20 protein-coding genes and 1 pseudogene are annotated in these 19,362 nt (G+C 62.6%); 15 read left to right on the forward strand and 6 right to left on the reverse strand.

Annotated features, from left to right (window positions below):
* Positions 1 to 71 precede the first annotated feature (71 nt).
* On the reverse strand, positions 72 to 557 hold the full coding sequence (locus AC07O4_RS26195; protein WP_495306053.1) for a hypothetical protein: 486 nt from the start codon (positions 555 to 557) through the stop codon (positions 72 to 74).
* A gap of 325 nt (positions 558 to 882) precedes the next feature.
* On the opposite strand from AC07O4_RS26195, the gene AC07O4_RS26200 reads away from it, so the two are divergent.
* Both AC07O4_RS26200 and AC07O4_RS26205 read left to right on the forward strand, forming a co-directional pair.
* On the forward strand, positions 883 to 1,284 hold the full coding sequence (locus AC07O4_RS26200) for a hypothetical protein (RefSeq protein WP_495306054.1): 402 nt from the start codon (positions 883 to 885) through the stop codon (positions 1,282 to 1,284).
* 2 nt (positions 1,285 to 1,286) lie between these two features.
* The gene (locus tag AC07O4_RS26205; RefSeq protein WP_495306055.1) at positions 1,287 to 1,682 is read left to right on the forward strand and encodes a hypothetical protein; all 396 of its coding nucleotides are present in this window, start codon (positions 1,287 to 1,289) and stop codon (positions 1,680 to 1,682) included.
* A gap of 13 nt (positions 1,683 to 1,695) precedes the next feature.
* Here the strand turns inward: AC07O4_RS26205 and AC07O4_RS26210 are convergent, their stop codons facing one another.
* Together AC07O4_RS26210 and AC07O4_RS26215 are read right to left on the reverse strand one after the other, a co-directional pair.
* Complete coding sequence (locus AC07O4_RS26210; protein WP_495306056.1) at positions 1,696 to 2,496, reverse strand: hypothetical protein; 801 nt, start codon at positions 2,494 to 2,496, stop codon at positions 1,696 to 1,698.
* Between the two features lie 143 nt (positions 2,497 to 2,639).
* Positions 2,640 to 2,744, reverse strand: coding sequence for a DUF3606 domain-containing protein (locus tag AC07O4_RS26215; RefSeq protein WP_495306057.1), 105 nt, complete (start codon positions 2,742 to 2,744; stop codon positions 2,640 to 2,642).
* Positions 2,745 to 3,032: 288 nt separating this feature from the next.
* Here AC07O4_RS26215 and AC07O4_RS26220 point away from each other — a divergent pair, with 288 nt between their 5' ends.
* Positions 3,033 to 4,667 carry an ATP-dependent nuclease gene (locus tag AC07O4_RS26220; RefSeq protein WP_495306058.1) on the forward strand — a complete coding sequence of 545 codons (1,635 nt, stop codon included), beginning with the start codon at positions 3,033 to 3,035 and terminating at the stop codon, positions 4,665 to 4,667.
* Positions 4,668 to 4,672: 5 nt separating this feature from the next.
* Positions 4,673 to 5,806, forward strand: coding sequence for a UvrD-helicase domain-containing protein (locus AC07O4_RS26225; RefSeq protein ID WP_495306059.1), 1,134 nt, complete (start codon positions 4,673 to 4,675; stop codon positions 5,804 to 5,806).
* A 665-nt stretch (positions 5,807 to 6,471) separates the two neighbouring features.
* On the opposite strand, the gene AC07O4_RS26230 is transcribed toward AC07O4_RS26225, so the two are convergent.
* A complete protein-coding gene (locus AC07O4_RS26230) occupies positions 6,472 to 6,960 on the reverse strand; it encodes a hypothetical protein (protein ID WP_495306060.1) in 489 nt (162 codons plus the stop codon).
* A 64-nt stretch (positions 6,961 to 7,024) separates the two neighbouring features.
* Between AC07O4_RS26230 and AC07O4_RS26235 the strand changes: the two genes are divergently transcribed.
* Positions 7,025 to 7,270 (forward strand): helix-turn-helix domain-containing protein, encoded by a 246-nt coding sequence (locus tag AC07O4_RS26235; protein WP_495306061.1) that lies wholly within the window; start codon positions 7,025 to 7,027, stop codon positions 7,268 to 7,270.
* Positions 7,271 to 7,431: 161 nt separating this feature from the next.
* Here AC07O4_RS26235 and AC07O4_RS26240 read toward each other — a convergent pair.
* Positions 7,432 to 7,644 (reverse strand): annotated as a pseudogene (locus AC07O4_RS26240) (magnesium chelatase domain-containing protein); the annotation flags it as partial.
* Positions 7,645 to 7,861: 217 nt separating this feature from the next.
* Between AC07O4_RS26240 and AC07O4_RS26245 the strand changes: the two are divergent.
* The 10 genes from AC07O4_RS26245 (at position 7,862) to AC07O4_RS26290 (ending at position 18,860) form a co-directional block, all read left to right on the forward strand.
* A complete protein-coding gene (locus AC07O4_RS26245) occupies positions 7,862 to 8,728 on the forward strand; it encodes a TorF family putative porin (RefSeq protein WP_492700050.1) in 867 nt (288 codons plus the stop codon).
* 70 nt (positions 8,729 to 8,798) lie between these two features.
* Complete coding sequence (glnK, locus tag AC07O4_RS26250) at positions 8,799 to 9,137, forward strand: P-II family nitrogen regulator (protein WP_056583732.1); 339 nt, start codon at positions 8,799 to 8,801, stop codon at positions 9,135 to 9,137.
* A 29-nt stretch (positions 9,138 to 9,166) separates the two neighbouring features.
* Complete coding sequence (locus AC07O4_RS26255; RefSeq protein ID WP_159273472.1) at positions 9,167 to 10,600, forward strand: ammonium transporter; 1,434 nt, start codon at positions 9,167 to 9,169, stop codon at positions 10,598 to 10,600.
* A 205-nt stretch (positions 10,601 to 10,805) separates the two neighbouring features.
* Positions 10,806 to 11,735 (forward strand): SMP-30/gluconolactonase/LRE family protein, encoded by a 930-nt coding sequence (locus AC07O4_RS26260; protein ID WP_307589546.1) that lies wholly within the window; start codon positions 10,806 to 10,808, stop codon positions 11,733 to 11,735.
* An 18-nt stretch (positions 11,736 to 11,753) separates the two neighbouring features.
* The gene (locus AC07O4_RS26265; protein ID WP_070063527.1) at positions 11,754 to 12,641 is read left to right on the forward strand and encodes a LysR substrate-binding domain-containing protein; all 888 of its coding nucleotides are present in this window, start codon (positions 11,754 to 11,756) and stop codon (positions 12,639 to 12,641) included.
* Positions 12,642 to 12,756: 115 nt separating this feature from the next.
* The gene (locus AC07O4_RS26270; RefSeq protein WP_495306062.1) at positions 12,757 to 14,418 is read left to right on the forward strand and encodes an L-lactate permease; all 1,662 of its coding nucleotides are present in this window, start codon (positions 12,757 to 12,759) and stop codon (positions 14,416 to 14,418) included.
* Between the two features lie 14 nt (positions 14,419 to 14,432).
* A complete protein-coding gene (locus AC07O4_RS26275; RefSeq protein ID WP_495306063.1) occupies positions 14,433 to 15,935 on the forward strand; it encodes an FAD-linked oxidase C-terminal domain-containing protein in 1,503 nt (500 codons plus the stop codon).
* Between the two features lie 7 nt (positions 15,936 to 15,942).
* On the forward strand, positions 15,943 to 17,067 hold the full coding sequence (glcE, locus tag AC07O4_RS26280; protein WP_495306064.1) for a glycolate oxidase subunit GlcE: 1,125 nt from the start codon (positions 15,943 to 15,945) through the stop codon (positions 17,065 to 17,067).
* 22 nt (positions 17,068 to 17,089) lie between these two features.
* Complete coding sequence (glcF, locus tag AC07O4_RS26285) at positions 17,090 to 18,328, forward strand: glycolate oxidase subunit GlcF (protein WP_495306065.1); 1,239 nt, start codon at positions 17,090 to 17,092, stop codon at positions 18,326 to 18,328.
* Positions 18,329 to 18,425: 97 nt separating this feature from the next.
* The gene (locus AC07O4_RS26290; RefSeq protein WP_495306066.1) at positions 18,426 to 18,860 is read left to right on the forward strand and encodes a carboxypeptidase regulatory-like domain-containing protein; all 435 of its coding nucleotides are present in this window, start codon (positions 18,426 to 18,428) and stop codon (positions 18,858 to 18,860) included.
* Positions 18,861 to 18,862: 2 nt separating this feature from the next.
* On the opposite strand, the gene AC07O4_RS26295 is transcribed toward AC07O4_RS26290, so the two are convergent.
* A complete protein-coding gene (locus AC07O4_RS26295) occupies positions 18,863 to 19,351 on the reverse strand; it encodes a glutathione peroxidase (RefSeq protein ID WP_139703432.1) in 489 nt (162 codons plus the stop codon).
* Positions 19,352 to 19,362: the final 11 nt, after the last annotated feature.

Here is a 19,362-nt window from a genome sequence, read left to right on the forward strand (position 1 = left end):
AGGTCAGTGGAACACCCTGGTCAATATTGGATTGGCACTTTGCGGTTTAGCTGGTCAAGATTGCACTGGCACTAACAGAGGAGGGGGAGAGCGACTCGCAAGGGAATCAAACCGCCGGGGTCAAGCGGCTTCTCCCACCTGCAGCGCACCAGTACAGGCGTCGCCTCGGGGCTATAGAACTTCACGTCAAGCCGCTCTGCGGTTATGTAAGCGGCGGGGTTCTCCGGCAGGTTTTTGACCGAGTCGAGCACCGCTTGGGCACCCTCCCCATAGGGGCACGTGATAAATCCACTCACAAATGTTTGGATGTGGTCGATTCCGGAGTAGCCGCAACGATCGTTCGGCCTGGTCTCCGGACTGTGATCGTCGTGGTTGCTGACGAGCGGGTGCCAGGTAGGGTACGTGTGCACCACAGGCCCGAGCTGATCGACGATCTCGCGCAACGCTTCCTTGCTTCTTGCACGCTCAGCCTCGTCGACGCCGCTAAGACGCCCGATCAAATAGCTTTCGGCCTCTTGGTATCCGTCTTGTGCCGCCTCGTCTGCCCTAAAAGCCATCGCATGCCTCACATATAGTTGTTCATCTGTGCATGATATCTGCGTTGCATGCGCAATGTTTGCTTTTTATGCACATCAAAGCAAATTTGCGGGCCCTGCCTCCCTAGGTCGGGGCTGCACTGCAGATCGGCCCCAAGCTCTACTCGGTCTTGGCCGAACGCAACCGAATCTCCGAACCAGACGTGATCGGCAAGGGTCCGAGCGGCAATTGGCATGCAAAAAGACACTCTTTGCATGCTTATTCTCGGTGATTGCTTGCAGTCCGAATGGTTTTTACGATAACATGCAAACCATGCGATTTTGCATGCATTAATCGGAGATCATCATGGTCGACGTTCACTTCACCTTCGACGAGCTACTTACGCTAAAGGCTTTGCAGTTCAAGTCCTCCTTGAGTGGGCATGAGAGCAACGCCTTTGTGGGCCGCATTCTTGAGCAGGACCAGGCGCAGGCCGAAGCCATCGGCATGAAGAACATGTGCTTTCGCGTGAACCCTGTCTTGCAAGCCCGATTCGAAGCCATGTTGAGCGTGTTGGACATGTCAAAGCAAGAAGCGCTAACAGAGGCGGTGCAAGACATGGTGAATCGGGCCGACGAGAAGCTCGAAAAACTTGGGCTGGGGCCGGTGTCCTATGACGCTCGCCTTCGCGAGCTGGGATTCGAACTCGGCGAGCCTGACGCAGAAGGCCGCCGCAGCATCAATCGCATCGCGAAGGAAGGAGCTTGAACATGGCCTTCGAATCATTTGAAGATCTTGCTCGCGCTGGCCTCAAGCGCGTTTCGATGGGGCCGACCCGAGTCCTAGTGAAGTCGGAAGTCAGCACCAAGGGACGCACTCAGACACTGTTCAGGTTTTCTGACGACTTGGTTGAGAAGGCAGGCTGGACGGCCGGCAAGGATCGGATCACGCTTTCGATCGATCGAATAGATCTGGCGATTAGAGCTCGTCGGACCCTCGTCGGCGGCTACAAGCTGATCGCCAATGGATCTGCACGCCCGTACCTCAAGTTCACTGCAGCGCGTGGCATGCCAATCGCTGATGCGCCGTCGGAATCAATAGACGTCGTTGTTGTGGGCGGCGAAATTTTGTTCACGCTCCCGTACGGCGTGCGGCTCGCTGCCTAGCGAGCGTTTGATGCTATTTGCTGATGCGCTCTTGGGAGGGCTGCGTGGCGATCGCGGAGGAGGACGCGATCACCGTCAGAATCTTCTTGGCCTCGTCGATTGAGCTTTGACTACTCGCTTCACCTTTGAGTATTGATCCGAGCTCATTGAGGAACTTTTCCTCGAGTGGCGCCAATAGCGAAGGGAAAGCAGCGGATCCGGTGCTTTCGATAAACGCACTTTGTTCGGGCAGCACAGCCTTGAGAATTCTTGTGCCCACTGCATCATCGAACAGCTGAGTCTTGAGCCCAAGCTTCGCTTGCTTGATCTTCATCATGCCGGTGATCAGCAGCGTTGTGTATGCCTGAAAAATCGCCCAAGCCAACGGGGAGACGTATGGGCGGGCCATGTCACCGTCGAGCTTGAGCGTCTTTGGGTCGAACACGTCCAGATCTGCGAACAAGTTTCGAATATTCGCGTCCGACCTGGAAATCTTCAACATCTCTTCGTACTTGATCGTTCCGACTATGGAGAGCGAAAGACGCAGCGAAGCGAACGAGGACCACGCAGCCCAGAGGCGATCAACAGCCTCCAACTGCTTCGCCTGCAGCGCCAGTTGCCTATCCTTCAGTCCCGACAGCCCATGGTTGCGCAGCATCTGCAATTCAGACTCTTTGCCTTTGAGGTCGGATCGCAGAAGCTCGAGCTTTTCATCGAACTCGTGCTTGACCGAAGCGGCCAGCCGGTTCAGGACGACCGCCTTGCCGAGCGCTACCGCCGCGGCCGCGAGGGCTGCCCAGGAAATGAAGGGGTGCAGGAATTGGAGGTCAGGCATCACCGGAGCGCCCACGCTGTTTGTGTCGGGGCATTCTGGCGCACTGGAGGGCGAGCAGCTCCCCTCCCACGCTTCGTGTTGGCCCGGAAAGGGCGAGCCCTTGGTCACGGCAAGCCTATTTTTCTCGCCAGGTACTTACGCACCTAGTCAGCCGAGTTGCCGATCGCCCTCACTGCTTCGCGCAGCTGCACCTCCGTGAATCCCAAGCTCTTTGTCCAGTCGCGGACCTCATAGTCCTGCTCCAGCAAAACGCGCTTTCGACCTTGAACTGTTTACTGCGCGTTGTTGCTCACGGACATCTCCAGTCAAGCGCCAGCTCCAGGGAATGGAGAGCGGAGCAATGTAGGCCCTCCCCCCGCTTAGTGAGCGCAAGTTTGACACGACGGGACACATCCAACAGCCAGTCTATTCGTGCGGTCGAAGTCACAAAACCTTCGATATCCCAACGCTCTTGACTGCAATCTTTGACGGAATTTTTTGCTCTCCATTTTGATTTCATTATGCAAGAATGCGGAAATCAACTAGAGGAGAAGCTCATGCGTATTGATAAGGTGAAAATAAAGAACTTCAAATGCTATGAGGGCCAATTTGAGGCGGTGTTTAAGCCTGGCGTGAATATCATTGTAGGAGGCAATGAGGCTGGAAAATCGACCATACTGGAAGCGCTGCAGCTTGCGATGACGGGACTCTTGAATGGCCGTTCAATCAGGAATGAAGTCTCAAGTTACCTCTTCAACGTCAACATCGAACAGGCCTACTTAGCGAGTCTCTCCACAAAATTTCCGCTCGCACCTCCTGAGATTTGTATTGAGGTTTTCTTCTCCGGTTCGGGCCCGGAACTCGCCGAGCTTGAGGGTGACGGCAACTCGGAAAAAACTCCTGCATCTGGAGTCGTTTTTAAAATCCAGTTCGACGAAGAGAACTTTAAAGACGCATATGAAGAAATGCTGAAAGCCGGGGATGTCGGATCCATTCCGATTGAATATTACGTGCCAAAGCTAACTTCATTTGCACGAAAAGGGATCACTGCACGAAACATTCCCATAAAATCTGCTCTGATCGATTCAACGAGTTCCCGTTATCAAAACGGCTCTGACACCTATATATCTAGGATCATAAGGGATAGCTTGGAAGAAAACGAGCGGGCATCCATCTCGCAAGCGCACCGAAAATTGCGCGAAGCCTTTATGTCCGATGCCCAACTAAAGCTAATAAATGACAAGATAACAACGGCAGCAAAAATTAGCAATAAAGCCGTTAGCATTTCTGTCGACTTATCTTCTCAGAATGCTTGGGAGAGCAGCCTGATGACATATATCGATAACATCCCATTTCACTACATCGGAAAGGGCGAGCAATGCATAATAAAAACTAAACTTGCCCTTAGCGCTAAGAAAAATAAAGAGGCAACTCTCTTACTTATCGAGGAGCCCGAAAATCATCTCTCCCACTCTCGACTCAATCAACTGATTCGTGAATTGAGTACTGACAACGGCGACAAGCAAGTCATTCTCTCCACTCATAGCAGTTTTGTCGCCAACAAGCTCGGTCTAGATAATCTGATGCTCTTGAAAAAGGCAAAAATGATTCGCGTCGCTGAACTGAAGGCTAGCGATTTTTTCAAAAAACTCGCCGGCTACGATACTCTGAGATTGGTTTTATCCTCAAAGGCAATCCTCGTCGAGGGGGACTCGGATGAGCTTGTCGTGCAGCGAGCTTATATGGATGTGAACGGCGGGCGTCTACCGATTGAGGATTCGATTGACGTGATCTCTGTGGGGACGTCGTTTCTTCGATTTCTCGAGCTCGCAGCCGCTCTTGAAATCACTGTGGCTGTCATGACCGACAGCGACGGCAATCCTGCCGCCCTAAAGAAAAAGTACGCGGACTATGCTGACAAAGATCACATCCGAATTTGCTATGACGAATTCGTCGACGACGGAGATCTCTTGATCGGCAAAAAAGCTTTCAACTACAACACGCTTGAACCAAAAATTCTGAAGTCCAATGGCCTTAAGAAAATGAATGATCTGCTGGGGAAGGCCTTCAAGACAGAAGACGAAATGCATGTTCACATGCACGCGAATAAAACAGAAGTCGCGCTCGCGATATTCAATTCAAAGACCGCTATTGACTACCCCAAGTTCGTCAAGGACGCTATTTCACTATGAGCGGTATGAATGAACTGGTTGTCGCCGTGGCCGGATCGGGCAAAACGACCTACCTTGTTCGCGAAGCGCTAAAGGTAAGAAACGAAAACGTCTTGATTGTTACGTACACAGAGTCGAATGAGGCGGAAATAAGACAAAAAGTGCTTGAGGAAAATGGATTCATCCCAGCCAATATCACTATTGGAACATGGTTTGCATTTTTGATTAGCCATGGAGTTCGCCCGTTTCAGGGGGCGATTTTCTCGTTCGACGTCAAGGGCATGTTGCTGGTTTCAAGTCAGTCCGGGGTTAAATACACAACCAAAGCTGGCATACCTGTATGTTGGAGCGAAGAAGAGGCATTTGAAAAACACTACTTTGACTCTCGGAGGAGAATTTATTCGGACAAGTTATCCAAGTTGGCGATAAGATGTAATTCTGCTTCCCATGGGAAAGTCTTCGATAGGATTGCAAGAATCTATCAGAATATTTTCGTGGATGAAGTGCAGGATCTTGCAGGCTACGATCTTGAATTCATAGTTGGACTATTCCAGTCCTCGGCTCGAGTTCGGGTTGTGGGCGATCCAAGGCAAGTCACATATCTAACCCATCATGAGCGAAAGTACAGCAAATACCGTGATGGGGGAATAGTTGATTTTATTAAAAACGAGATTCCAAAGAGGTTGGTTGTCAGCATCGACCAAGGCAGTTTGACTGTCTCTCATCGAAATAGCCAAGAAATTTGCGACCTGTCTTCGAAGCTGTACCCAAGTTTGCCAAAGAGCGTTGCGTGCGCGTGCGAAGCGTGTAGGGATAGGAAATCCATTTGGAACGGGATTTTTATCGTTCATCCTCGACTCTATGCCCAATATTTACGGCAATGCGCACCGATGCAATTGCGCGACAGCGTAGTGACAAAAGGAATTTTGAAAGATTATCCGGTCATGAACTTCGGCGGTTCGAAGGGTCTAGGGTTTGACCATGTTGCGATACATCCGACGAAAGGGATGGTCGACTGGCTGTCGAATGTGAGCGAGCCACTAAAAGCCATGACCAGGGCGAAGCTATACGTAGCCCTCACGCGTGCGAGATTTAGCGTGGCTATCGTGGCGGACTGGACGGGCAAGACAGTTCCCGCAGGCTTCAGCCTTTACGAGTGATTTGCCGGGCGAAACGTCCGTATTGAGGTTGCAAGGCGCGCTCGAGTTGACGGCGTGCAAACGGAAATCGCAATCGATCGGTGGGGCAAATCGCTTTCGGCATTGGCGAACGACACTCGCACCGACTCATGCCAGACTTGACGTGCCTCCGCTGAGACACCCGGTGCTGACGCGGCGATAGAAGAGTTGCTCCTCGGGTTCACTCAACAAGGAAGAAAGGCCTAGGCCCTCTGCACAGTCTTGTTAGATGTGTTGCCGCTGCTCTTCGCTCGTCTAGGAACGAGGACGTCGCGAGTTTGGATCGAACGGCGGAAGACCGGCTCGTGCACGTAGCAAATTAAATTCTTCAAGCACTGCCGCCTCAATCTCATGGCGCTCGATGGGCTTGTCATCGAACATGTAGTCGAGAGCCACCCAGTGATCGCTGAAGGTCAAGATAGCGTACTCAAGCCAACTCTCAAAACCATCAGGCGGTTGCGGACGGGAGGCGCCGCCTGTTGGTGGGGCGACGGGGGAACTGCCCAACAGGTCAGTTGGCGGAAGGTGTTGTGCCATGCGCGTGCAATCAGCCCTCTCGAATGCCCGCGATGCCTTGGACCGTGCTCAGGACTGTGAACGTGAAGGGCGTCGACGGGTCATAGACATAGAGGCACATGGCTTCTCCGTCAAGCAGGCGCATCGTGCAGGACTTTTTCCCCGTCGGACGTACCAAATTGAGTGTCATGCCATCGCAGGTGCTGCTTTTTTAACTCTCGAAGACGGTGCCCGTTGAGCGGGTCAACAAAATTCCCGCAGTCCGTCTCGAACAGCCATGCAGATGAGCTCTTCGTCCCTCTGACGCCGCATTCCCACAGCGAGATGCATCGAGCGAACTTGGGCACAGCCAGTTCGGCCATGTAAGCCGGAAGAATCACGTGCAGCTTCGTAGCTGCCCAGGTCTTGCTGGAGAGAATGAACAAAACCTCTGCAGGCCGAGTTGCGATAAAGCGGCGCCAGAACTGGCACTCGCCTGCGGAATCCGGGGACGAGAGAGCTTCAATATGCCAAAGGGGAGCGTTCACGCAGTGCTCTGCCCAGTAAAAATTGCGCGAATGAAAGTCTTGCTCCTCAACCATTGGAGAGGGAGTTTCGAAGCGCGTATCAACGCGAAGCATAAGAGCTCAGTATGTGGAAGATCGTCCGTGGTGTGATCGTACTCATGGCGGGGCCATTTTGTCCATGCCCAGTCCGTCCCCAAAACACGCCAGAGACCCAGCTCTTGTGGCGCTTGGTGGCGCGATAAGGTCCTCGCGTAAATCGCGTGGGATTTCGCAGGAAGAGCTCGCACATCAGTGCCAGGTTGATCGCTCGTACATGAGCAGCATCGAACGCGGCGAGCAAAACCCTGGAGTGATGACCATCGTTCACGTCGCCAAAGCCATAGGCGTCTCCGTCGCGCAACTCGCAGCGGAAGCGAACCGCTAGCCGCCAGCCTTGGACGCCCGGCAATTGGGCGTTCTCGTGGCACTTTGGTGTGGTGAGCGCTCTGCGAGCGCCCAAAGTTATCCACAATCGTCGGGCCAAGTTTGCTTTTCGATTGAAATGATCAAGGCTCTCCCTCTACCTTGCTCAGATCTGGCAAAGAGAGCTTGACTACATCTGATCTTCTTGTTGGTCGGAAATTCGAGCCCGGCGTTCTGGATCGCCGAGCGCACGCGCTCGCGCGCCTCCTTGACCTCGGTCTCGGCCAGCCCGACCAGCGTGAAGCTCGGCAGGCCGTTCGCCAGATGCACCTCGACCGTGACGGCTGCGGCCTCCAGGCCGAGCAAGGCGCGGCTTTGCACCAAAGACAGACTCATTTTTCTCCCTCTCCCCAAGTTGGTGCGCCTGCGACGTGCAAGCCCAGGACCGTGCAGCGTGCAAGCGTGTGCAACTGCCGGAAACAGGGCTTGTAACGATTTGGCGCTCATCGCCGGACACCTGCGCCCTCTGGCCGGGGCGGTATTCGTGCAGTTTGGCACGCTCCCTGCTTTGAGGGTGCTCAGGTCCAACAACACACTTGCGAGGAGTTCCCTGATGACGCACCGTACCGCCGCCCAGGCGTTGATCGTTCTGGCCACTGCACTGACCGCCTCGGGCGCCGCCATGGCCCAGGCCGCCGACGCCGCCGCACCGGCGCCCGCGCCCCTGCTCACGGGCAATGTCTCGCTGACCACGAACTACAAGTTCCGCGGCCAGGACCAGGACATGATCGGCAAGAACGACTACGCCAAGACCAAGGGCTTCAAGCCCGCCATCCAGGGCGGCTTCGACTACGCCTTCGGCGACAGCGGCTTCTACATCGGCAACTGGAACTCCAGCGTCAACTGGCTCAAGGGCAACAGCATCGAGAGCGACCTGTACGGCGGCTACAAGTTCAAGGCCGGCCCGGTCGACATGGACGTGGGTGCGCTCACCTACATCTACCCGGGCAACTCGGTGGGCAACACCACCGAGCTGTACGTGGGCGCCACCTACGCCAACGACAGCTTCGGCTCGTTCACGGCCAAGTACTCGCACACGGTGTCCAAGGACTACTTCGGCTACGCCGGCGCCAAGACGGGCTCGGGCCTGAAGGGCCGCAACACCGGCTACCTGAACCTGGCCTACAGCAAGGAGATCGTGCCCAAGGTCACGCTCAAGGCCGCCGTCGGCTTCACCAACATGTCCAGCGACATCCGCAGCCTGGGCTACAAGAGCTACGTGGACTACAACATCGGCGCCACCTACGACTTCGGCAGCGGCCTGACGCTCACCGGCTCGGTGCAGGGCGCCAACAAGAAGGCCAACTACCAGGTCGTGGCCTACCCGGGCATCGAGATCCCCGACTTCGGCACCTTCGGCACCACCTACTACTCGCCCAACAAGGCACGCTTCATCCTCACGCTGACGAAGACGCTGTAATCGACACAACAACCAGGCGCGGCCCACGTTGCCGCGCCGCCTTTCATCCATCCAGAAGGAGCAACTCATCATGAAGCTGGTCACAGCCATCATCAAACCGTTCAAGCTCGACGAGGTGCGCGAAGCGCTCTCGGCCATCGGCGTGCAGGGCATCACCGTCACGGAAGTGAAGGGCTTCGGTCGCCAGAAGGGCCACACCGAGCTGTACCGCGGCGCCGAGTACGTGGTCGACTTCCTGCCCAAGGTGAAGATCGAGGCGGCCATCTCCGACGAGCTGGTCGACCGCGTGATCGAGGCGGTGGAAGGCGCCGCGCGCACCGGGAAGATCGGCGACGGCAAGATCTTTGTCTACAACCTCGAGCAGGTCGTGCGCATCCGCACCGGCGAAACGGGCCGCGAAGCCCTCTGATCGAGTCCTGGCCCGAAAGAACAACGACTATGAAAAAACTTCTTGTCTCTCTTGCGCTCGGCTTGAGCGTCTTCGTCGCCGGTACTTCGGCGCTGGCCCAGGCACCCGCCGCCACCCCTGAGGCACCGGCTGCATCGGCACCTGCTGCACCTGCCGCTGCTGCGCCCGCGCCTGCAGCAGCTGCAGCACCCGCGGCCGCCGAGGCCGCGCCCGCCGCACCGGCCGCTGCTCCCGCGCCCAAGGTCGACTCCGGCGACACCGCCTGGATGCTCACCTCGACCCTGCTCGTGATCCTGATGACCATCCCCGGCCTGGCGCTGTTCTACGGCGGCCTGGGCCGCTCCAAGAACATGCTGTCGGTGCTGATGCAGGTCTTCGTGATCTTCTCGCTCATCAGCCTGCTGTGGGCCATCTACGGCTACAGCCTGGCCTTCACGGGCGACGGCAACTTCTTCGGAAGCTTCGACAAGATCTTCATGAAGGGCATCACGCAGGAGACCTTCGGCGCGTTGACCACGATCCCCGAATACGTGTTCTTCGCCTTCCAGGGCACCTTCGCGGCCATCACCGTGGCGCTGATCGTCGGCGCTTTTGCAGAACGCGCCAAGTTCTCGGCCGTGCTGCTGTTCTCGGTGATCTGGTTCACCTTCAGCTACGTGCCCATGGCCCACATCGTGTGGGGCGGCGGCCTGCTGGGCAAGGACGGCGCGCTCGACTTCGCCGGCGGCACCGTGGTGCACATCAACGCCGGTATCGCCGGCCTGGTCGGTGCCTACATGGTCGGCAAGCGCGTGGGCTACGGCAAGGAAGCCTTCACGCCGCACTCGCTCACGCTCACCATGGTCGGCGCCTCGCTGCTGTGGGTCGGCTGGTTCGGCTTCAACGCCGGCTCGGCAGGTGCGGCCAACGCGGCTGCCGGCCTGGCCTTCGTGAACACGGTGCTCGCCACCGCCGCCGCGGCCCTGTCGTGGATCCTGGGTGAGAGCCTGCACAAGGGCAAGGCCTCGATGCTGGGCGCTGCATCCGGTGCCGTGGCCGGCCTCGTGGCTGTCACGCCCGCCGCCGGTTTCGTCGGCCCGATGGGCTCGATCGTGATGGGCCTGCTGGCCGGCCTGGTCTGCCTGTGGGGCGTGGGCGGTCTCAAGCGCATGCTCGGCGCGGACGACGCGTTCGACGTGTTCGGCGTGCACGGCGTGGGCGGCATCCTGGGTGCCATCCTGACCGGCGTGTTCGCTGCCAAGGGCCTGGGCGGCACCGGCGGCCTGACGCCCGACACCTTCTCGATGGGCGCGCAGGTCTGGATCCAGGTCAAGAGCGTGCTGTTCACCATCGTGTGGTCCGGCGTGGTTGCGTTCATCGCCTACAAGATCGCCGACCTGACCCTGGGCCTGCGTGTGTCGGAAGAAGAAGAGCGCGAAGGCCTCGACATCTCGTCCCACGGCGAAACGGCTTACAACCGCTGATTCGCACACAGACAGCGGGTGGTCCGGCACGGCGCCGGCCCCCGCTCCTCCAAGACCACCACCCCCCTTTTCGATACAAAGAAGAACAACCACTCCCGGTTTTTTCAGGCGAGTCTCCTTTGGATGTTCAGCCCGCGAGCGCTTCGGCGTCAGCGGGTTTTTTTTTGCCCGCGGCCCGCGTGGCCGGGGGCACAATCGCCCCACCATGTGGACCTCCATCGAAGACAGCCTCTGCGAACTGGGTGAATCGCCGTTCTGGCATCCGCACGAACGCGCGCTCTACTGGCTCGACATCCCGGGCCGCGCCGTGCTGCGCACGCGCGGCGAGATCGGCTCGCCCACGGCCACGGTCGAGCGATGGGCCTTGCCCACCGAACCCGGCTGCATGGCGCCGGCGCGCAGCGGCGGCCTCGTGATCGCGCTGCGCGACGGCATCTACCGGGCCCGCGAGTGGGGCGGCAGCCTTGTGGCCATGGCACGCGCGGAGCACGACGTGCGCACCATGCGCTTCAACGACGGCAAGTGCGACGCGCTCGGCCGCTTCTGGGCCGGTTCGCTCAACGAGGCCAAGGACCGCGCCAACGCCGCGCTCTACTGCTTCGACGCACGCCCGGGAGACGTCTCGCCCACCATCACGTCGATGCTGGAGCACGTCACCACCGCCAACGGCCTGGCGTTCTCGCCCGACAACCGCACCCTGTACTGGGCCGACACCGCCGCGCACGTGGTGCGCGCCTGGGACTGGGACGCCGAGGCCAACACGCTGTCGCATGCGCGCGTGTTCCAGCAGTTCGACCCCAAACCCGCGGGCTGGGTACCCAGCACGCCCACGCACTACGACGGCCGCCCCGACGGCGCCACCGTCGACGCCGCCGGCCACTACTGGGTCGCGATGTTCGAGGGCGCGCAGCTGCTGCGCTTTGCGCCCACGGGCGAGCGCGTTGCGGCCATCGCGGTGCCGGTGCAGTGCCCGACCATGCCCTGCTTCGGCGGCGACGACCTGCGCACCCTGTTCGTCACCAGCGGGCGCAAGGGCCGTCCGGCCGACGAGCTGGTGCAGCGCCCGGCCTCGGGCACCGTGCTCTCGATGCGCGTCGACACGCCGGGCCTGCCGGTGAATTTCTTCGAAGACTGAGTCGGGCCGCTGCCGAGGATGGCCCTGCACCACATCCCCCCGATCCAATGCCTGCTGACCTTCGAGGCCGTCGCGCGGCTGCGGCATGCGGGTCGCGCGGCCGACGAGCTGTGCGTGACCGCCAGCGCCGTGAGCCACCGCATCCGCCAGCTCGAGGCGCACGTGGGCTTCAAGCTCTTCGGGCGCAGCGACTTCAGCCTCACGGCCGACGGCGCGGCCTACCTGGCGAACGTGCGCGTCGGCCTGGCCGCGCTGCAGCAGGCCACGCCCGGCAGCCGTGACGCGGCACTGCGTGCGCCGCGCCTGAGCGTGGCCGTCACGCCCACCTTCAGCCGCCAGTTCCTGATGCCGCGGCTGGAGCTCTTTCGCAACCTCTACCCCGACATCGAGCTGGCGCTGCATGTGTCGATCCCGCTGCTCGACGTCACGGCCGAGCAGACCGACCTGCAGGTGCGCTACGGCATCGGCGCCTACGCCGACTGCGAGCACCGCCTGCTCATCGCCGAGGACGTGGTGCCCGCCTGCAGCCCGAGCTACCTGAACGAGTTCGGGCCCTTCGACGGCTTTCGCACCGCGGCCGAGATCGCCAGCGCGCGGCTGATCCGCAGCCCGCTCGAGCCCTGGGGCACCTGGTTCGCGAGCTGCGGCATCGACCAGCCCGAGCCGCACCTGGGCGCGCAGTTCAACGACCTGGGCCTGGTCTACGACGCGGCCGCCAGCGGCTTCGGCGTGGCGCTGGTGCGACAGAAGCTGGGCGCCGCCTGGTTCGAATCGGGCCGGCTGGTGGCGCTGTCGGAACGCCCCGTGCCCTCGCCGCACCGCCACTACATCTGCTGGCAGCCGGGCACGCTGGAGCGCTGGGAATGCGCGGCCTTCGTCGACTGGATCGTTCAGACGCTGCACTGACCGACACGCCGGCCCGACAAATTTTTATCAAGGTCCGGGCAAAAAACCTTCAATCCGGACGGTGCGCATCTCCCTAGAGTGCGGGGCACAACAACAGCCTCCCCGGAGACAACGCATGACCTGGCAGCAGATCTACGACCCGTTCGGCAACATGATCATTTCCACCGCGCTCGCCGCGATCCCGGTGGTGGTGATGCTTGCGTGCCTCGGCTTCTTCCACATCAAGGCCCACATCGCCGCCGGCCTGGGCCTGCTGGCGGCGCTGGCCGTCGCCGTGTTCGCCTACGGCATGCCGGCCGAAATGGCCGGGCGCGCCGCGCTCTTCGGCGGCTTCACGGGCCTGCTGCCGATCGGCTGGATCGTGCTGAACATCATCTTCCTGCAGCAGCTGGCCGAACAGAACGGCAGCTTCAAGGTGCTGCAGGACTCGCTCTCGGGCATCACCGAAGACCGCCGCATCCAGCTGCTGCTGATCGCCTTCTGCTTCGGCGCGTTCTTCGAGGGCGCGGCGGGCTTCGGCACGCCGGTGGCGGTCACGGCCGGCATCCTGATCGGGCTGGGCTTCTCGCCGCTGGCCGCCTCGGGCCTCTCGCTGATCGCCAACACCGCGCCGGTCGCTTTCGGCGCGCTCGGCACGCCGGTGATCACGCTGGCCAAGGTGCACGGCTACGACCTGATGGAAGTCACCGCGATGATCGGGCGCCAGCTGCCGTTCTTCTCGCTGCTGGTGCCGTTCTGGCTGGTCTGGGCCTTCGCCGGACGCAAGGCGATGATGGAAGTGTGGCCGGCCATCCTGGTCACGGGCGTGTCGTTCGCGGTGCCGCAGTACCTGGTGTCGAACTTCATCGGCCCCGAGCTGGTCGACATCATCGCGGCCATCGTGTCGATGGCCAGCCTGGTGCTGTTCCTGCGCGTGTGGCAGCCCAAGAACGTGTGGCGCTCGCCCTCGCTGCGCGGCAAGGACGTGAGCGCGCACGAGGCCAAGCCGCCGGCGGCCATCGTCGTGCACAGCCGCGAAGCGCTGGTGCGCGCGTGGATGCCCTGGGTGATTCTTTCGGTGTTCGTCTTCATCTGGGGCCTGCCGGCGGTGAAGACCGCGCTCAACGGCGTGTTCGCGCCCTCGTTCCCGATGGGCGGGCTGCACAACCTGATCGAGAAGATGCCGCCGGTGGTCACCGCGCCCACCAAGGAAGGCGCGGTGTACGTGCTGAACCTGCTGTCGGCCACGGGCACCGGCATTCTCCTGTCGGCGATCGTGAGCGCGCTGTTCATGAAGTACAACCCGATCGAGATCGTGCGCACCTTCTTGCGCACGCTCTGGATGGTGCGCTACTCGCTCATGACCATCGTGCTGATGCTCGCGCTGGGCACACTCACGCGCTACTCGGGCACCGACACCACGCTGGGCTTGGCGTTCGCCAACACCGGTGTGTTCTATCCCTTCTTCGGCACGCTCATGGGCTGGATCGGTGTGGCCATGACCGGCTCCGACACGGCCTCGAACGTGCTCTTCGGCGGCATGCAGAAGGTCGCGGCCGAGCAGCTGGGCCTGGCGCCCAACCTCATGGGTGCGGCCAACAGCTCGGGCGGCGTGATGGGTAAGATGATCGACGCCCAGTCGATCGTGGTGGCCTCCACCGCCACGCGGTGGTTCAATCACGAAGGCGACATCCTGCGCTACGTGTTCTTCCACTCGATCGCGCTGGCCTCGCTGGTCGGCCTGTACGTGACGCTGCAGGCCTATGTGTGGCCATTCACCCTGATGGTCGTCCGCTGAAAGTTGTTCCCGCCATGAATGCTCCCGTCACGACCGACCAGCACGCGCAGCTGTCGAAGGCGGAGCGCCAGGCGCAGGTGGTGCGGGCGCTGCAGGCGCACCTGCCCGCGCATGCGCTCATCTGGCACGCCGAAGACACCACGCCCTACGAGTGCGACGGCCTCACGGCCTACCGCCAGCGCCCGCTGGTGGTGGCCTTGCCCGAGACCGAGGCGCAGGTGGCCGCCGTGCTGCGCGCCTGCCATGCGCTGGCCGTGCCCGTGGTGGCGCGCGGCGCCGGCACCGGGCTCTCGGGCGGCGCCATGCCGCACGCGCTGGGCGTGACGCTGTCGCTGGCCAAGTTCAACCGCATCCTGAAGGTCGACCCCGTGAGCCGCACGGCCGTCGTGCAGTGCGGCGTGCGCAACCTCGCGATCAGCGAGGCCGCCGCGCCTTTCAACCTCTACTACGCGCCCGATCCGTCGAGTCAGATCGCCTGCACCATCGGCGGCAACGTGGCCGAGAACTCGGGCGGCGTGCACTGCCTGAAGTACGGCCTCACGCTGCACAACGTGCTGCGCGTGCGCGGCTTCACGGCCGAGGGCGAGCCGATCGAGTTCGGCGGCGAGGCGCTCGATGCGCCGGGGCTCGACCTGCTCGCGCTGGCCATCGGCAGCGAAGGCATGCTGGCCGTGACCACCGAGGTCACGGTCAAGCTCGTGCCCAAGCCGCAGCTCGCGCGCTGCATCATGGCCAGCTTCGACGACGTGCGCAAAGCCGGCGACGCGGTCGCGGCGGTGATTGCCGCAGGCATCATCCCGGCTGGCCTGGAGATGATGGACAAGCCCATGACCGCCGCCGTCGAAGACTTCGTGCACGCGGGCTACGACCTCGACGCCGCGGCCATCCTGCTGTGCGAATCCGACGGTACGCCGGAAGAGGTCGAAGAGGAAATCGGCCGCATGACCGACGTGCTGCGCGGTTGCGGTGCCACCGCCATCGCCGTGAGCACCAGCGAAGACGAGCGCATGAAGTTCTGGAGCGGCCGCAAGAACGCCTTTCCGGCGTCGGGCCGCATCAGTCCCGACTACATGTGCCTCGATTCGACCATCCCGCGCAAGCGGCTCGCCGACATCCTGCTGGCGATCCAGGAGATGGAGAAAAAGTACAACCTGCGCTGCTGCAACGTGTTCCACGCGGGCGACGGCAACCTGCACCCCCTGGTGCTGTTCGACGCCAACGACCCCGACGAGCTGCACCGCTGCGAGCTGTTCGGCGCCGACATCCTCGAGACCAGCGTCGCCATGGGCGGCACCGTGTCGGGCGAGCACGGCGTGGGCGTGGAAAAGCTCAACAGCATGTGCGTGCAGTTCACCGCGGCCGAGAACGAGCAGATGTTCGGCATCAAGCGCGCCTTCGACCCCGCCGGGCTGCTCAACCCCGGCAAGGTGATTCCCACGCTGCAGCGCTGCGCCGAATACGGCAAGGAAGTGGTGCGCGGCGGCCGGCTGGCGCATCCCGACCTGCCGAGATTCTGAGAGCTTCATGAACACGGATACCGCCCTCCAGAAGGTCGTCGAGCGCGTGCGCGCCGCCGCGGCCGATGCCACGCCGCTGCGCCTGCGCGGCGGCGGCACCAAGGATTTCTACGGCCAGCCGCCGCGCGGCGAGCTGCTCGACCTGCGCGCGCTCGCCGGCATCACGAGCTACGAGCCCAGCGAGCTGGTCGTCACCGTGCGTGCCGGCACGCCGCTGGCCGAGCTCGAGGCCGCGCTCGCCGAACAAGGCCAGTGCCTGCCCTTCGAGCCGCCGTGCTTCGATGCCGGCGGCACGGTGGGCGGCATGGTCGCCGCCGGCCTCAGCGGCCCGTCGCGCGCCAGCGTGGGCGCGGTGCGCGACTACGTGCTCGGCACCACGCTCATCAACGGCCGCGCCGAGGTGCTGAGCTTCGGCGGCCAGGTGATGAAGAACGTCGCCGGCTACGACGTCTCGCGCGTGCTGGCCGGCTCGCTCGGCACGCTGGGCGTGATCGCCGAAGTGAGCCTCAAGGTGCTGCCCGTGGCGCCCGCCGAGGCCACGCTCGCCTTCGCCTGCAGCCAGGCCGATGCGCTGCGCCTGCTCAACGAGTGGGGCGGACGCCCGCTGCCGCTGAACGCGAGCAGCTGGTTCGAACACGCGCCCGGCGCGGGCGTGCTGCGCCTGCGGCTGCGCGGCGCCGTGGCGGCCGTCGAAGCCGCTTGCGCGCAGCTCGGCGGCGAACGCCAGGACCCGGTGCGCGCGGCCGCCGGCTGGGCCGCGCTGCGCGACCAGCGCATGCCGTGGTTCGCGGTCGACGAAGCCGGGTCGCTGGCGCTGTGGCGCCTCTCGGTGCCGCAGACCGCGCCGGTGATCGCCATCGACGGCTGCGCCGCGCCGCTGGTCGAATGGCACGGCGGGCAGCGCTGGTACCTCGCGCCGCCCGCACAGGCCGCGCGCCTGCGCGAAGCCGCGCGTGTCGCCGGTGGCCATGCGACGCTGTTCCGTGTGCCCGCGGCTCAATCAGCTGATTGCGACGTGCCGCGCTTCGACGCGCTGAGCGCGCCGGTGGCGCGCATCCATCGCGCGCTGATGCAGGAGTTCGATCCGCACGGGGTCTTCGACCGCGGCCGGCTCTTCGCAGGCGACCAATAAGAAAAGAAACGACACCCCCGCGATGCAAACCGAACTAGCCCCCGAATTCCGCGACACCGACGCGGGCCGCGAAGCCGAAGCCATCCTGCGCAAGTGCGTGCATTGCGGCTTCTGCACCGCCACCTGCCCGACCTACCAGCTGCTCGGCGACGAGCTCGACGGGCCGCGCGGGCGCATCTACCTCATCAAGCAGGTGCTCGAAGGCCATGCGCCCACGCGCAGCACGCAGCTGCACCTGGACCGCTGCCTCACCTGCCGCAACTGCGAGAGCACCTGCCCGAGCGGCGTGCAGTACGGGAACCTGGTCGACATCGGCCGCAAGATCGTCGACGAAAAAGTGCCGCGCCCCGCCATGGAGTCGGCCACGCGCTGGCTGCTGAAGGAAGCGCTGCCGTCGCCGCTGTTCAGCCCCGCGATGAAGCTCGGCCAATCCGTGCGCGGCCTGCTGCCCGAAGCACTGAAAGCCAAGGTGCCCGCCCAGCAGGACGCCGGCCGCTGGCCCACCGCCACGCATGCGCGCAAGGTGCTGATGCTCGCGGGCTGCGTGCAGCCGTCGATGGCGCCGAACATCAACAGCGCGACCGCGCGCGTGCTCGATGCGGCCGGCATCCAGGCCGTGATCGCGCCCAAGGCGGGCTGTTGCGGCGCGGTGAAGTTCCACCTCAACGACCAGGACGGCGGCAAGGCGCAGATGCGCGCCAACATCGACGCCTGGTGGCCCTTCGTCGAACGCGGCGAGGTGGAGGCGATCGTGATGAACGCCTCGGGCTGCGGCGTCACCGTGCGCGAGTACGGCCACCTGCTGCAGCACGACGCGGCCTATGCCGCCAAGGCCGCACGCATCAGCGCGCTCACGCGCGACCTGAGCGAGCTGCTGCCCGAGCTCGTGCCCGCGCTGCAGGGCCGCGTGTGCGCACCCGAAGGTGTGGTCGCCTACCACCCGCCGTGCACGCTGCAGCATGGCCAGAAGCTGCGCGGCGGTGTCGAGACGCACCTGCGCGCGCTCGGCTTTGATGTGCGCGTGGCGATGAACGAATCGCACCTGTGCTGCGGCTCGGCCGGCACCTACTCGGTGCTGCAGCCCGAGCTGGCCTACCCGCTGCGCGACCGCAAGCTCGGCCACCTGAAGCAGCTGCAGCCCACCACCATCGCCTCGGCCAACATCGGCTGCATCACGCACCTGCAAAGCGGCAGCGGCGACACGCCCGTGCGGCACTGGGTCGAGCTGCTCGACGCGGCGCTGCAGACGCCCGCAGGGTAGGGCGCGCGCGCACGGCAGGGTACGTTGCCGTCCGACGTGCGCACCGCGCGTCGGGGCGCATCATGGCGAACCGAAGACGCTGCAAGGAGTTCGTGCCATGTCTTTCGTTTCTGCATTTCCGCTGCGCCGTGCGTTGCTGGCCGCCGCCTGCATCGCAGGCACCGTCGCCGCGCAGGCGCAGCAGCCGCCCTCGGCCCTGCCGCCCTGGCAGGGCATCGGCACCACGCGCTACGTGTGCGGCGGCATCGGCTCCGACGAGTCGAACGCCATGCGCGCCGCCACGAAGAACCATCCGCTGTCGCTGCTGTTCGCGCGCGCCGACGGGGCGTACCTGGCCAACCTGAATGTCGCGATCAAGGGCGGCGACGCGAACTCGTCCGCCGCCATGGCCTTCACCGCCACCGGCCCGGTGTGCCTCATCGACCTGCCGGCGGGGCGCTATGTGATCGACGTGAGCACGTCGACGGGCGAGACAAAAAGCCAGACCGTGACGGTCGGCGGCGCGCCGAAGAGCGCCGATTTCCGCTTCTGAACTCAGCCGGCGGCCAGCGCCGCCTCGATGTCGCGCGTGAGCGAGGCCGGCGTGTCCAGCGGCGCATAGCGCTTGAGCACCGCGCCGTCGCGCCCGACCAGGAACTTGGTGAAGTTCCACTTGATGGCCGTGCTGCCCAGCAGGCCCGGCTTTTCCTTGGTGAGCCACTGGTACAGCGGCAACGCGTTGCTGCCGTTGACGTCGATCTTCTCCATCATCGGGAAGCTCACGCCGTAGTTGGTCATGCAGAAGGCGCCGATTTCCTCGTTGGTGCCCGGGTCCTGGCCGCCGAACTGGTTGGAGGGAAAGCCCAGCACCGCGAGGCCCTGGTCGGCGTACTTTTCGTGCAGCGCTTCCAGGCCTTCGAACTGCGGCGTGAAGCCGCAATTGCTCGCCGTGTTGACGATCAGCAGCACCTTGCCGCGGAAGGTCGAGAGCTTCACCGGCTTGCCGTCGATGCGGGTGGCCTGGAAGTCGTAGACGCTGGTCATGGAGAGAGCTC

This window comes from Variovorax sp. GW821-FHT09D04 (genome assembly GCF_059416405.1).

What these genes read in the sequence shown, in the direction of transcription:
- AC07O4_RS26195 (WP_495306053.1), bottom strand. Translation starts at nt 557, where the DNA reads ATGGCTTTTAGGGCAGACGAGGCGGCACAAGACGGATACCAAGAGGCC.
- AC07O4_RS26200 (WP_495306054.1), top strand. Translation starts at nt 883, where the DNA reads ATGGTCGACGTTCACTTCACCTTCGACGAGCTACTTACGCTAAAGGCT.
- AC07O4_RS26205 (WP_495306055.1), top strand. Translation starts at nt 1,287, where the DNA reads ATGGCCTTCGAATCATTTGAAGATCTTGCTCGCGCTGGCCTCAAGCGC.
- AC07O4_RS26210 (WP_495306056.1), bottom strand. Translation starts at nt 2,496, where the DNA reads ATGCCTGACCTCCAATTCCTGCACCCCTTCATTTCCTGGGCAGCCCTC.
- AC07O4_RS26220 (WP_495306058.1), top strand. Translation starts at nt 3,033, where the DNA reads ATGCGTATTGATAAGGTGAAAATAAAGAACTTCAAATGCTATGAGGGC.
- AC07O4_RS26225 (WP_495306059.1), top strand. Translation starts at nt 4,673, where the DNA reads ATGAATGAACTGGTTGTCGCCGTGGCCGGATCGGGCAAAACGACCTAC.
- AC07O4_RS26230 (WP_495306060.1), bottom strand. Translation starts at nt 6,960, where the DNA reads ATGCTTCGCGTTGATACGCGCTTCGAAACTCCCTCTCCAATGGTTGAG.
- AC07O4_RS26235 (WP_495306061.1), top strand. Translation starts at nt 7,025, where the DNA reads ATGCCCAGTCCGTCCCCAAAACACGCCAGAGACCCAGCTCTTGTGGCG.
- AC07O4_RS26245 (WP_492700050.1), top strand. Translation starts at nt 7,862, where the DNA reads ATGACGCACCGTACCGCCGCCCAGGCGTTGATCGTTCTGGCCACTGCA.
- glnK (WP_056583732.1), top strand. Translation starts at nt 8,799, where the DNA reads ATGAAGCTGGTCACAGCCATCATCAAACCGTTCAAGCTCGACGAGGTG.
- AC07O4_RS26255 (WP_159273472.1), top strand. Translation starts at nt 9,167, where the DNA reads ATGAAAAAACTTCTTGTCTCTCTTGCGCTCGGCTTGAGCGTCTTCGTC.
- AC07O4_RS26260 (WP_307589546.1), top strand. Translation starts at nt 10,806, where the DNA reads ATGTGGACCTCCATCGAAGACAGCCTCTGCGAACTGGGTGAATCGCCG.
- AC07O4_RS26265 (WP_070063527.1), top strand. Translation starts at nt 11,754, where the DNA reads ATGGCCCTGCACCACATCCCCCCGATCCAATGCCTGCTGACCTTCGAG.
- AC07O4_RS26270 (WP_495306062.1), top strand. Translation starts at nt 12,757, where the DNA reads ATGACCTGGCAGCAGATCTACGACCCGTTCGGCAACATGATCATTTCC.
- AC07O4_RS26275 (WP_495306063.1), top strand. Translation starts at nt 14,433, where the DNA reads ATGAATGCTCCCGTCACGACCGACCAGCACGCGCAGCTGTCGAAGGCG.
- glcE (WP_495306064.1), top strand. Translation starts at nt 15,943, where the DNA reads ATGAACACGGATACCGCCCTCCAGAAGGTCGTCGAGCGCGTGCGCGCC.
- glcF (WP_495306065.1), top strand. Translation starts at nt 17,090, where the DNA reads ATGCAAACCGAACTAGCCCCCGAATTCCGCGACACCGACGCGGGCCGC.
- AC07O4_RS26290 (WP_495306066.1), top strand. Translation starts at nt 18,426, where the DNA reads ATGTCTTTCGTTTCTGCATTTCCGCTGCGCCGTGCGTTGCTGGCCGCC.
- AC07O4_RS26295 (WP_139703432.1), bottom strand. Translation starts at nt 19,351, where the DNA reads ATGACCAGCGTCTACGACTTCCAGGCCACCCGCATCGACGGCAAGCCG.